Here is a 13,017-nt window from a genome sequence, read left to right as displayed (position 1 = left end):
GGCCGCCTTTTTTATTTTTTACCCTTTTTCGTGAAATTGTCGCCCCACCTCATTGCATGGCTCGTCGACTCTCCGTAAAATCCCGCGCCTTAGTGATATCCACCATATTTATGCGCCACGGCAAAATAATTATTCTGGATTAGTTGCTTTTTTGACAGGATAACCATGGAAAAGAAACTTGGCCTTAGCGCTTTAACTGCGCTGGTTTTAAGCTCAATGCTAGGCGCAGGCGTTTTCAGCCTGCCGCAAAATATGGCGGAAGTTGCCAGCCCGGCAGCGCTGATCATTGGCTGGATAATCACTGGTGCAGGAATTTTATTGCTCGCCTTTGCCATGTTGATCCTGACCCGCATTCGCCCGGATCTGGATGGCGGCATATTTACCTACGCCCGCGAAGGTTTTGGTGAGCTGATTGGCTTTTGTTCGGCCTGGGGCTACTGGCTGTGCGCGGTTATCGCCAACGTCTCTTATCTGGTTATCGTCTTTTCCGCGCTGAGTTTCTTTACCGATACACCATCGTTGCGCTTGTTTGGCGATGGCAACACCTGGCAATCGATTGTTGGCGCATCCGTGTTATTGTGGATTGTGCATGCGCTGGTTCTGCGCGGCGTACAAACCGCTGCGAGTATCAACCTGGCAGCGACGCTGGCGAAACTGGTGCCGCTCGGGCTGTTTGTTGTGCTGGCGGCGCTGGCGTTTAACCTCGACAAGTTCCGTCTTGATTTCAGCGGCATCGCGCTGGGTGTTCCGGTGTGGGAACAGGTTAAAAACACCATGCTGATTACCCTGTGGGTATTTATTGGTGTCGAGGGCGCGGTTGTGGTCTCCGCCCGGGCGCGCAATAAGCACGATGTCGGCCGCGCCACACTGCTCGCCGTGCTGGCGGCACTAACCGTCTACCTGCTGGTTACCTTGCTTTCGCTCGGCGTTGTTCCCCGCCCGGAACTGGCGGAAATGCGCAACCCATCAATGGCCGGTCTGATGGTGAAACTGCTGGGTAGCTGGGGCGACGTCGTTATCGCTGTGGGTTTAATTGTTTCAGTCTGCGGCGCGTACCTGAGCTGGACGATTATGGCAGCGGAAGTGCCGTTACTGGCAGCAACCCATAAAGCGTTCCCGAAGATCTTCGCACGGCAGAATAAAAACAACGCACCGGCTGCCTCTTTGTGGCTGACCAATATCAGCGTACAGGTTTGCCTGGTACTTATCTGGCTCACCGGTTCGGATTACAACACGCTGCTGACCATCGCGTCAGAGATGATTCTGGTGCCCTATTTCCTCGTCGGCGCGTTCCTGTTGAAGATCGCGCAGCGTCCTTTGCACCAGGCGGTGGCAATCGGCGCTTGTCTGTATGGTTTATGGCTATTGTATGCATCCGGTCCGATGCATTTATTACTGTCGGTGGTGCTCTATGCTCCGGGTCTGCTGGTGTTTATGTACGCCCGTCACACGCATGAGATGACGGAGATGCTCAAGCAACATGAAAAAGCGCTGATTGGCGCATTGCTAATCGCCGCCGTTCCAGCCACCTGGATGCTGATGCGCTAGTGCAGCCGGCTCCAGCAGTAAATTAACAGCCAGGCGCTGAGGCTCCAGCAGATTACCGCACAGCCCAGCGCCGGCCAGACCCGCATAAAACCGGTGAAATACCAGAGCGACAGCAAATAGATAAAATAGGGAATAATGGCCCACATGCCGAACACGATCGTGGTGCGCAGCGCCTCAACTCCACGCTCGGTGGCGACAATATAGTGCGCAATCAGCGCGAAAGTCGGAAATAACGGGATTAACCCGGCAATATAGTAATTTTTTGTTTTGGCTAACAGACCAATCAACAGTACTACCAGCGCCCCGATAGCCGCTTTAATCACCAACCCCATGATTTTACCTTTATCACTGCAACAACAACGACCTACAGCATAACGGAAGCCTCTTCGTTTAGAAAAGATTAATGGCAGCTTATAGCAAGGCGGTGTATGTTGACGTTTTTGAACAATCGCGATGGCTTATGAATAAGATCGTTTTTGTGGAAGATGACCCGGAAGTGGGCGCACTGATTGCCGCTTATCTGGGCAAACACGATATGGACGTCATTGTCGAACCCCGAGGTGATCGTGCCGAAGAGGTGATCGCCCGCGAAAAACCCGAACTGGTACTGCTGGATATCATGCTGCCCGGTAAAGATGGCATGACTTTGTGCCGTGACCTGCGTAACCAGTGGAACGGCCCGATTGTGCTGCTCACCTCGCTGGACAGTGATATGAACCATATTCTTTCACTGGAGATGGGTGCCAACGATTATATTCTCAAAACCACGCCGCCCGCCGTATTGCTGGCGCGCCTGCGTTTGCATTTGCGCCAGCGCAGCAGTGCGAATACCGTCGCCGAACCCGCAACTCCCTCGCTGAAACAGCATAAGACGATCAGCTTCGGCACCTTGTCTATCGATCCCGTTAACCGCCAGGTACTGCTGGCCGGGCAACAAGTCGCCCTCTCTACTGCCGATTTTGAATTGTTGTGGGAATTAGCGACTCATGCCGGGCAGATTATGGACAGGGATGCGCTGCTGAAAAACTTACGTGGTGTAAGTTACGATGGCATGGATCGCAGTGTTGATGTGGCGATTTCCCGTCTGCGTAAAAAATTGCTCGACAGCGCAACGGAACCCTACCGAATTAAAACCGTCCGCAACAAAGGCTATCTGTTTGCCCCGCATGCGTGGGACAACTAAAACGCACAACCAGGTGTCGCTATGAAAAAGCTGTTCGTCCAGTTTTACCTTTTGCTGTTCGTCTGCTTTCTGGTCATGACGATGCTGGTGGGTCTGGTTTATAAATTCACCGCCGAGCGCGCTGGCCGCCAGTCCCTTGACGATTTGATGAAAAGCTCGCTGTACCTGATGCGTAGCGAGCTGCGCGAGATCCCGCCCAATCAATGGGCCAGGACCCTGAAGGAACTGGATCTCAATCTGTCGTTTAATCTGCGCATTGAACCGATGAGCAAATACACGCTGGAACCGCGCCCGGCGCAACGGCTGCGTGAAGGCGATATTGTAGCGCTCGATTCGGAATACACATTCATCCAACGCATTCCCCGCAGCCACTATGTTTTGGCGGTCGGCCCGGTGCCGTATCTTTTTTTTCTGCATGAAACGCGGCTGCTGGATATGGGCTTGATGGCGCTGATTGCTATCTCTCTCGCCTTTCCGGTATTTATCTGGATGCGCCCGCACTGGCAAGAGATGTTACGGCTTGAATCGGCAGCACAACGCTTCGGCGAGGGGCATTTAGAAGAGCGCATTCATTTTGACAGCGCCTCGAGTTTTGAGCGGCTCGGTATCGCCTTTAACCAGATGGCGGACAATATCAACGCACTGATCGCCAGTAAAAAGCACCTTATAGACGGCATAGCCCACGAACTGCGCACGCCGTTGGTCAGGCTGCGTTACCGGCTGGAGATGAGTGAAAACCTCAGCGAAACCGAGCACGCGGCATTAAATCGCGATATCGGGCAATTGGAGGCGTTGATTGAAGAATTGCTGACGTACGCCCGTCTCGATCGCCCGCAAACCGAGTTGAAACTCACCTCGCCTGATCTGCCAGCATGGTTCAGCAGCTACCTTGACGATGCGCGCAGCATGAACCCGCAGCACACCTTTTTGCTGACAACAACGCCCGGTGAAGATTACGGCGCGCTGGATATGCGCCTGATGGAGCGTGTTCTGGATAATCTGCTGAACAACGCCCTGCGTTACAGCCAGCAAACGGTAAAAGTCACCTTACAACGCGAAGGCTCACAAGCCTGCATGATCGTTGAAGATGATGGTCCCGGCATTGCGCCCGAAGAGCGCGAACGGGTGTTTGAGCCCTTTGTTCGCCTCGATCCCAGCCGCGACCGCGCGACCGGCGGCTGTGGCCTGGGCCTGGCGATTGTGTATTCCATCGCACAGGCCTTCGGCGGGGAAGTCAGTTGCGGCCAGAGCGAACTGGGCGGCGCGAAATTTTCTTTCCACTGGCCGATTTACCACAACATTGTTTTGCCCTCCTGACCATTAACTGCACAGTGGCCGAATCCCGGCGATTGTGCTACAACTATAAGTATGTTGTAACTAATTGGGTGCAAAATGGCTGCCTTAGATTTGATCGAACGCCTCAACACGACCTTCAGGCAACTGGAACATGAACTGGCTGCGCTAAAAACCGAGCTCGCGGCCTGCCGGTTAATGGCCGCTCGCGTATTTAGCCTGCCAGATGTTCCCAAAGGCGCGGAACACAACCCGCTTACCGCGATTCATGTCGAGCAACATCTTGGTCAGCAGGCGGCAGAACTTGCCCATAATCATTACACCCATTTATTTATTCAACAGCAGTCGGAAAACCGCAGCAGTAAAGCCGCCGTGCGGCTGCCAGGCGTTATCTGCTATCAGGCGAGTGACGCCACGCTTAGCGCGCTGACTGAACGCATCAGCACAGTGAACGCACTGAAATTAACCTTTGAGCGGATAGTCACCCAGGAATCGGGACTGGCCCCCGCTGCCCGGTTTGAATGGGTACACCGCCATCTGCCGGGGCTTATCACCTTAAATGCTTACCGGACACTGATGGCCATTCGCGCTCCGGCGACGATCCGTTTTGGCTGGGCGAATAAGCATATTATTAAAAACCTCACCCGCGATGAAGTGCTGGCGCAACTGGAAAAAAGCCTGAAATCTCCGCGTGCCGTCTCTGCGTGGACGCGTGAAGAGTGGCTGGGACGCATTGAGCAGGAGTACAACAATATTGCCGCCCTGCCAAAACAGGCACGGCTGAAAATCAAGCGCCCGGTGAAAGTGCAGCCCATTGCCCGAGTCTGGTATGCCAATTCACAAAAGCAGGTGCAATATGCCTGCCCGACACCGCTTATCACACTGATTTCAGAAGAGAATGGCGGAACCGTCCCGGATATTGGCGAGCTACTGGATTACAACGCGGACACGGTTCAACACCGCTATAAACCGCAGGCGCAGCCGCTGACGCTGATCATCCCGCGGCTGCACCTGTATCTGGCGGGTTAAGCCTGTTTTAAACTGCCAACCATCGATTCCGGACGCACCCAGCTGTCAAACTCGGCTTCCGTCAGGTAGCCGAGCGCCAGCGCGGAGGCTTTCAGCGTCAGCCCCTCTTTGTGCGCCTTTTTGGCAATTTCCGCCGCTTTGTCGTAGCCGATATGGGTATTCAGTGCTGTCACTAACATCAAAGACTCATTCAGCAGTTGATCAATACGCTCGCGGTTGGGTTCAATCCCCACGGCGCAATGTTCGTTAAAGCTCTCCATCCCGTCCGCCAGCAGACGTACCGATTGCAGGAAGTTGTGGATTACCATCGGGCGGAAAACGTTCAGTTCAAAGTTGCCGGATGCGCCGCCAATATTCACCGCCACATCATTGCCCAACACCTGGCTGCATAACATGGTCATCGCTTCGCACTGCGTGGGGTTAACTTTACCCGGCATGATCGAGCTACCCGGTTCGTTTTCCGGAATGGCGATTTCGCCAATACCACAACGCGGGCCAGAGGCGAGCCAGCGCACATCGTTAGCGATTTTCATTAATGAAGAAGCCAGCCCTTTCAGCGCGCCATGCGCATGCACCAGTGCATCGCAGGTCGCCAGTGCTTCAAATTTGTTGGGCGCGGTAATAAACGGTTGACCGGTAAAGCTGGCCAGCTCTTGCGCAACGCGTACGGCGTATTCCGGATGCGTATTCAACCCGGTGCCCACGGCGGTGCCGCCCAGCGCCAGTTCACTCAGGTGCGGCAAGCTCTGTTCGATATGTTTGAGGTTATGCTCAAGTATCGCCACCCAGCCGGAGATCTCCTGGCCCAGCGTCAGCGGCGTCGCGTCCTGCAAATGAGTACGGCCGATTTTGACAATGCTGGCAAACGCGGTGGCTTTCTCATGAAGCGTCTTTTTCAGCACGAGTAACTGCGGGATCAGTTGCTCGCGTACGCCAATCACCGCCGCCACATGCATCGCTGTCGGGAACACGTCGTTAGAGCTTTGGCTTTTGTTCACGTCGTCATTGGGATGGATCTTGCGTTCCATGCCGCGCACACCGCCGAGGATCTCGCTGCCGCGATTGGCCAGCACCTCATTCATGTTCATGTTGCTCTGCGTACCGGACCCGGTCTGCCAGATAGCGAGCGGAAACTCATCAGGATGTTGACCGGCCAGCACTTCATCTGCCGCCGCGATGATCGCGCGCGCTTTCTCTTCGGGCAGCAGCCCCAAATCCTGATTAACTTTCGCCGCTGCGCGTTTGGTCAGCGCCAGTGCGTGGATCAGTGAGATCGGCATTTTTTCCGTTGAGATACGAAAATGCTCAAGCGACCGCTGTGTTTGCGCTCCCCACAGTTTATCTGCCGGGACGTCGATTGCGCCCATCGAATCTTTCTCACTGCGATGCGTTGCCATGACTCTCTCCTTGGTTACAAAGTGATATTGGGTTGCGACATTGCTCACCTGCAAACAAGTAAAAGTATTGATGCTTTTTATAATGTTGTTTACTGCTTTGTGCTTAAAACAACCGCCCCGAAGGGCGGTCAATACTATTTAACGCAGCGGGAGCACTGGCCGGATTGAATTTGCTGGAAGAAGTCGTTGCCTTTGTCATCCACAAGGATGAACGCCGGGAAATCTTCCACCTCAATTTTCCAGATAGCTTCCATACCGAGCTCCGGATACGCCACACACTCAAGGCTTTTGATACTGTTCTGCGCAAGGATCGCCGCCGGGCCGCCAATGCTACCAAGATAAAAACCACCGTGTTTATGACAGGCATCCGTCACCTGCTGGCTGCGGTTACCTTTCGCCAGCATGATCATGCTGCCGCCCTGCGACTGCAGTTGATCGACATAAGAATCCATACGCCCGGCGGTGGTCGGCCCCAGCGAACCGGACGCATAACCTTCCGGCGTTTTTGCCGGGCCCGCGTAGTAAATCGGGTGATCTTTGATGTACTGCGGCAGATGCTCGCCGCTGTCCATCAGCTCTTTGAGCTTCGCATGAGCGATATCGCGCGCGACAATAATCGTGCCGGTGAGGGACAAGCGCGTAGACACCGGATATTGCGAAAGCTGAGCGAGGATCGCTTTCATCGGGCGGTTAAGATCCACTTTCACCGCTTCGCCTTCACCGGCCTCACGCAGCGCTTCAGGAATGTATTTGCCAGGATTTTGCTCTAAACGCTCCAGCCAGATGCCATCGCGGTTGATTTTACCTTTGATGTTACGATCGGCTGAACACGAAACGCCCATGCCAACCGGGCACGACGCGCCGTGGCGCGGCAGGCGGATCACGCGAATATCATGCGCAAAGTATTTCCCGCCAAACTGCGCGCCAAGACCGAGATTCTGCGCTTCCACCAGCAGCTCTTGCTCCAGTTGCACATCGCGGAACGCCTGTCCGTGCTCGTTACCTTCGGTTGGCAGCGCGTCATAATATTTGGTGGAGGCAAGTTTGACCGTTTTCAGCGTCGCTTCCGCCGATGTACCGCCAATCACAAAAGCGACATGGTACGGCGGGCAAGCCGCTGTACCGAGGGTACGCATCTTCTCAACCAGATAATTCTTCAGCTTCGCCGGGGTGATCAGCGCCTTGGTTTCTTGGTAGAGATAGGTTTTATTCGCCGAGCCGCCACCTTTCGCGATGCAGAGGAATTTATATTCTTCGCCATCGACGCTATAGAGGTCAATTTGCGCAGGCAGGTTGCTGCCGGTATTAACCTCTTTGTACATATCCAGCGGGGCGTTTTGCGAATAACGCAGATTCTCTTCGATATAGGTATTGTAAACACCGCGTGCCAGCGCTGCTTCATCCCCGCCGCCGGTCCAGACGCGCTGCCCTTTTTTGCCCATGATGATCGCCGTGCCGGTGTCCTGGCAGGTCGGCAGGATACCTTTCGCGGCAATGTCCGAGTTGCGCAGGAATTGCAGGGCGACATATTTGTCGTTTTCGCTGGCTTCGGGATCGGCAAGGATATCGGCGACCTGCTGCTGGTGCGCCGGGCGCAGTAAAAATGAGGCGTCGTGGAAAGCGTGTTGAGCCAGCAGGGTCAGCGCTTGCGGATCCACCTTCAGGATCTGCTGGCCCTCGAACTCAGCCACAGAAACATAGTCGCGGCTTAGCAGGTAGTACTCGGTGTCATCCTTTCCAAGCGGGAAAGGATCCTGATAATAAAAGGGTTTGTTCGACATTGTTCTCTCACTTACGGCTGATCTGGTTATTGTTCAGGCAGTCAATCCATCTGCCTGTGTTAAAGCGAGTCGCCATATCCTACACAATTTTTTAACAAAAACTGAGACTAGTACGACTTTTTACCCCCACAGGTTACTTCCGTCGGCTTTGTTGCTTTAATAACGCCATAATTTCATTAATGAGAAAGGGCTTGATAATGCAAAAACTCATCAACTCCGTGCAGAACTACGCCTGGGGAAGTAAAACGGCATTAACGGATCTCTACGGCATTGCCAATCCTGACAATTTGCCAATGGCCGAATTGTGGATGGGCGCACACCCGAAGAGCAGCTCAAAGGTGCAGGATGCCAGCGGCCAGACCCGTGCGTTGCGTGAGGTGATTGATCAGGATAAAACCCGCCTGCTGGGCAGCGCCGTCGCGAATCGTTTTGGCGAATTACCGTTTCTGTTTAAAGTGTTGTGCGCCGACCAGCCGCTGTCAATTCAGGTGCATCCCAACAAGAAAAACTCCGAAATGGGTTTTGCCAAAGAGAACGCCGCAGGCATTCCGCTCGACGCCGCAGAGCGCAACTACAAAGATCCGAACCATAAGCCGGAACTGGTGTTTGCCCTGACGCCGTTCCTTGCCATGAATGCCTTCCGCGAGTTTTCCGACATTGTTTCCCTGCTGCAACCGGTGGCGGGCGCACACCCGGCTATCGCGCATTTCCTGCAAGCGCCGGGTGCAGAGCGCCTGAGCGAGCTGTTTGCCGCGCTGCTGAATATGCAAGGCGAGGAGAAATCCCGCGCGCTGGCGGTGCTGAAATCGGCGCTTGGCAATCACTCCGGCGAACCGTGGCAGACCATTCGCCTGATTAGCGAGTTCTACCCGGATGACAGCGGCCTCTTCTCTCCGCTGCTGCTGAACGTGGTGAAACTGAACCCAGGCGAAGCGATGTTCCTTTTTGCCGAAACCCCGCATGCCTACCTGCAAGGCGTGGCGCTGGAAGTGATGGCGAACTCTGACAACGTACTGCGCGCCGGGCTGACGCCGAAATACATCGACATCCCGGAACTGGTGGCGAACGTAAAATTCACGCCAAAACCGGCGAATGAGCTGCTGACGCAACCGACACAGCACGGCGCGGAGCTGGATTTCCCGATCCCGGTAGACGATTTTGCGTTCTCCCTGCACGATCTCAGCACCAGCGAAAGCCAACTGGCGCAACAGAGCGCGGCCATTGTCTTCTGCGTGGAAGGTGAAGCGGTGCTCAGCAAAGCGAGCCAGCAATTAGTGCTGAAAGCGGGTGAGTCGGCGTTTATTGCCGCCGACGAATCGCCTGTTGGCGTAAGAGGCACTGGTCGCGTGGCGCGCGTGTTTAATAAGTGAGAGTAAGTTACTGAACTTTTTAGCAAGGATTGCTAAGCTTGAAGGCACATCACTCGACATCCAGGCGGCGTTAACCGCCTGGTTTCTTTTTTAGGGATAAATAGTATGAAAAAAACGTGGGTTGCCGCAGGGATTATCGTCGCGCTCGGTATCGTCTGGACGGGCGGAGCCTGGTACACCGGCAAACAACTTGAAGGTCGTCTGGCGGAGATGGTCAGCCAGGCGAACGCACAAATTAAGCGCAACGCGCCGGAGGCCAATATTGAGATCTCTGCGCAGGATTACCAGCGCGGCCTCTTTTCCAGCCAGTTAACCTTGAATATTAAACCGCTCGCCGGTAGCACCAATACCTGGCTGAAACCGGGGCAAGCCATTGTTCTGCACGAAACGGTCGATCACGGCCCATTCCCGCTGGCGCAGCTTAAAACCTTTAGCCTGACGCCTGCGATGGCTTCCGTGCATACGCAACTGGTCAATAACGAAGTGACAAAAGGGTTGTTTGATATCGCCAAAGGCCAGGCACCCTTCTCTGCTGACACCCGCATTGGCTACAGCGGCGATACCCGCACGGATGTCACGCTGAGCCCGCTGAATTCAGAAAAAGACGGCGACAAAGTTGCCTTTAGCGGCGGTCATTTCCGCTTCAGCGCAGACAGCAAAGGTAACGCGTTGTCGCTGAGCGGCGAAGCCGAAAGCGGCCTGGTGGATACGGTGAATGAATATGGGCAGAAAGTGCAGCTGTCGTTCAATAACCTGAAAACCGACGGCTCCAGCGAAATGTCCAGCTTTGATGAGCGTACCGGCAACCAGAAGATGAGCCTCGATAAGCTCGCCATCTCTATTGAAAATAAAGAGATGGCACTGCTCGAAGGCATGAACTTAACCGCCAAATCTGACGTTGCGGACGACAAAAAGAGCCTCAACAGCCAACTGGACTACTCCCTGAACAGCCTGAAGGTGCAGGGCCAGGATCTCGGTAGCGGAAAACTGACGCTGAAAGTGGGCCAGATTGACGGCAAAGCCTGGCATCAGGCCAGCGAGCAGTACGACGCGCAAATCCGTGCCTTAATGGCGCAGCCGGATATCGCGCAGAACCCGGAACTCTACCAGCAGAAAGCCACCGAAGCGTTCCTCAGCATTGTTCCGCTGTTGCTGAAAGGTGAACCCGTGTTGACCGTTGCGCCGCTCAGCTGGAAAAACGCCAAAGGCGAAGCGACCTTTAATATGTCCCTGTTCTTGAAAGATCCGTCAACCGCGACCGGCACGCCGCAAACGCTGGCCGATCAAGTTGACCGTACGGTGAAATCCCTCGACAGCAAGCTGACGATCCCGCTGGATATGGCCACCGAAATGATGACGCAGGTGGCAAAACTGGAAGGTTATCAGCAAGAGGACGCGGCGAAACTGGCGAGCCAGCAGGTAAAAGGCCTGGCGGCGATGGGCCAGATGTTCCGCATCACCACTGTGGAAAACAACAGCATCCTCACCAGCCTGCAATATGCGAACGGCCAGGTGACGCTGAACGGCGAAAAAATGCCGCTCGAGCAGTTTGTCGGGATGTTTGGCCTGCCGGGGCTGCAACCAGGGCAACCGGACGACGCAACACCGCCCGTGCCTGCGGTACCACAGCAGTAATTTCCCAGCCCCTTTCGAGGGGCTTTTTATTTTCTACCGGGTCATCTTGCCGGAATCCGAAAACGACAGCCCTGTTACCGGCTCGCGCTTTTTGCGTGACAAAAACTGATAAAACCGTCTGCGCTCTGCGCATCCGCCAGAGCATTCTTTTTACGTAAGGAGAGGTTATGGCGGGGAAAACCGCGCAAAAAGCGAATCTGTGGGCATTTTTCCAGCAGCTCGGTAAAACCTTTATGCTGCCCGTCGCACTGCTGTCGTTTTGCGGCATCATGCTCGGCATTGGTAGCTCGCTGAGCAGCCGCGATGTGATAACACTGCTGCCGGTATTGGGCCACCCGCTGCTGCAGGCCATTTTTATCTGGATGAATAAAATTGGCTCGTTCGCGTTCAGTTTCCTGCCCGTGATGTTCTGTATCGCTATTCCGCTGGGACTGGCGCGTGAAGATAAGGGCGTGGCGGCTTTTTCCGGTTTTGTCGGCTATGCGGTGATGAATCTGGCGGTGAATTTCTGGCTCACCGCGCAAGGCATATTGCCCACTACCGATGCGTCTCTGCTCAAAGCACATAACGTGCAGAATGTGCTTGGTATTCAGTCCATTGATACCGGGATCCTCGGCGCGGTGATTGCCGGGATTATTATCTGGCGTTTACATGAACGCTTTCACACCCTGCGCCTGCCGGACGCGCTGGCCTTTTTCGGCGGTACGCGCTCGGTGCCGATTGTCACCAGTGTCGTGATGGGCGTGGTGGGACTGACGATCCCGTTGGTCTGGCCGTGGTTTGCCATGGCGATTAGCGGCCTGGGGCACATTATCGATCGCGCCGGGGATTTCGGGCCGATGATTTTCGGCACGGGCGAACGCCTGCTGCTGCCCTTTGGTTTGCAACATATTCTGGTGGCGTTGATCCGTTTTACGGAAGCTGGCGGAACGATGGAGGTCTGCGGACACAGCGTTAGCGGCGCATTGACCATTTTCCAGGCGCAGCTTAACTGCCCGCAAACACACGGTTTCGCCGAAAGCGCGACGCGTTTTCTCTCACAAGGCAAGATGCCCGCTTTCCTGGGCGGCTTACCCGGCGCGGCCCTGGCGATGTACCACTGCGCACGGCCTGAAAATCGCCATAAAATAAAAGGGTTGATGATTTCCGGCGTGATTGCCTGCGTGGTGGGCGGTACGACCGAACCGATCGAATTCCTGTTTCTGTTTGTCGCCCCGGTGCTCTATTTAATTCATGCCTTGCTTACCGGCCTGGGCTTTACCGTGATGGCCGTGCTCGGCGTGACTATCGGCAACACGGACGGCAATGTGATTGATTTCATTGTCTTCGGCGTGCTGCACGGCATGGCAACAAAGTGGTATCTCGTGCCCCTGGTTGCCGCCATCTGGTTCGCCGTTTACTACGCCTTATTCCGTTTCGCAATCACTCATTTCGACCTGAAAACACCGGGACGCGACAACACAGTGGCGGAAAGCGCAGACTCCACAACGCAAGGCGTGACGGGCAAATCCGGTTATGACGTTCCTGCCCTGCTCAACGCACTGGGCGGAGCGGATAACGTCGCAACACTGGATAACTGCATCACCCGCTTACGCCTTTCGGTGAATGAGATGGATAAAGTGAATGTTGATGCCCTCAAGACAAACCGCGCGATTGGCGTTATCAAGGTTAATGAACATGACTTGCAGGTGGTGATTGGGCCACAGGTACAGTCGGTAAAAGATGAAATGGCGCAGCTCATCAATTCGCAACAATTTGGTACATCGGTGGAGGCGGAATAA

The 13,017-nt window shown here is 54.8% G+C and carries 10 protein-coding genes; 7 read left to right on the top strand and 3 right to left on the bottom strand.

Annotated elements, in window-relative coordinates; genetic code table 11:
• The first annotated feature begins 165 nt into the window (after positions 1-165).
• Positions 166-1,548: an amino acid permease gene (locus tag E0L21_RS19275; protein ID WP_131412313.1), complete on the top strand. Its 1,383-nt coding sequence runs from the start codon at positions 166-168 to the stop codon at positions 1,546-1,548.
• Here the strand turns inward: E0L21_RS19275 and E0L21_RS19270 are convergent.
• Positions 1,545-1,880 (bottom strand): GlpM family protein, encoded by a 336-nt coding sequence (locus tag E0L21_RS19270; protein ID WP_131412311.1) that lies wholly within the window; start codon positions 1,878-1,880, stop codon positions 1,545-1,547. The genes E0L21_RS19275 and E0L21_RS19270 overlap by 4 nt on opposite strands.
• A 128-nt stretch (positions 1,881-2,008) precedes the next feature.
• Between E0L21_RS19270 and rstA the strand changes: the two genes are divergently transcribed.
• From rstA to tus, 3 genes are all read left to right on the top strand, one after another.
• Positions 2,009-2,731, top strand: coding sequence for a two-component system response regulator RstA (gene rstA, locus E0L21_RS19265; protein WP_131412309.1), 723 nt, complete (start codon positions 2,009-2,011; stop codon positions 2,729-2,731).
• A 21-nt stretch (positions 2,732-2,752) separates the two neighbouring features.
• A complete protein-coding gene (gene rstB, locus E0L21_RS19260; protein WP_131412307.1) occupies positions 2,753-4,048 on the top strand; it encodes a two-component system sensor histidine kinase RstB in 1,296 nt (431 codons plus the stop codon).
• Between the two features lie 75 nt (positions 4,049-4,123).
• Positions 4,124-5,053, top strand: coding sequence for a DNA replication terminus site-binding protein (gene tus, locus E0L21_RS19255; RefSeq protein WP_131412305.1), 930 nt, complete (start codon positions 4,124-4,126; stop codon positions 5,051-5,053).
• On the opposite strand, the gene fumC is transcribed toward tus, so the two are convergent.
• Together fumC and fumA are read right to left on the bottom strand one after the other, a co-directional pair.
• Positions 5,050-6,450, bottom strand: a complete 1,401-nt coding sequence (gene fumC / locus E0L21_RS19250; RefSeq protein WP_131412303.1) for a class II fumarate hydratase — start codon at positions 6,448-6,450, stop codon at positions 5,050-5,052. The genes tus and fumC overlap by 4 nt on opposite strands.
• A gap of 134 nt (positions 6,451-6,584) precedes the next feature.
• Positions 6,585-8,231, bottom strand: a complete 1,647-nt coding sequence (fumA, locus tag E0L21_RS19245) for a class I fumarate hydratase FumA (protein WP_131412301.1) — start codon at positions 8,229-8,231, stop codon at positions 6,585-6,587.
• 197 nt (positions 8,232-8,428) lie between these two features.
• Here fumA and manA point away from each other — a divergent pair, with 197 nt between their 5' ends.
• From manA to malX, 3 genes are all read left to right on the top strand, one after another.
• Positions 8,429-9,601, top strand: coding sequence for a mannose-6-phosphate isomerase (manA, locus tag E0L21_RS19240; protein ID WP_131412299.1), 1,173 nt, complete (start codon positions 8,429-8,431; stop codon positions 9,599-9,601).
• A gap of 105 nt (positions 9,602-9,706) precedes the next feature.
• Positions 9,707-11,236, top strand: a complete 1,530-nt coding sequence (locus E0L21_RS19235; protein WP_131412297.1) for a YdgA family protein — start codon at positions 9,707-9,709, stop codon at positions 11,234-11,236.
• Positions 11,237-11,403: 167 nt separating this feature from the next.
• The gene (malX, locus tag E0L21_RS19230) at positions 11,404-13,017 is read left to right on the top strand and encodes a maltose/glucose-specific PTS transporter subunit IIBC (protein WP_131412295.1); all 1,614 of its coding nucleotides are present in this window, start codon (positions 11,404-11,406) and stop codon (positions 13,015-13,017) included.

It is taken from the genome of Kosakonia quasisacchari, from assembly GCF_004331415.1.
GTDB lineage: Bacteria > Pseudomonadota > Gammaproteobacteria > Enterobacterales > Enterobacteriaceae > Kosakonia > Kosakonia quasisacchari.
The sequence above is the reverse complement of the archived record's forward strand: the minus strand, read 5'-3'. Positions and strand labels throughout refer to the sequence as shown.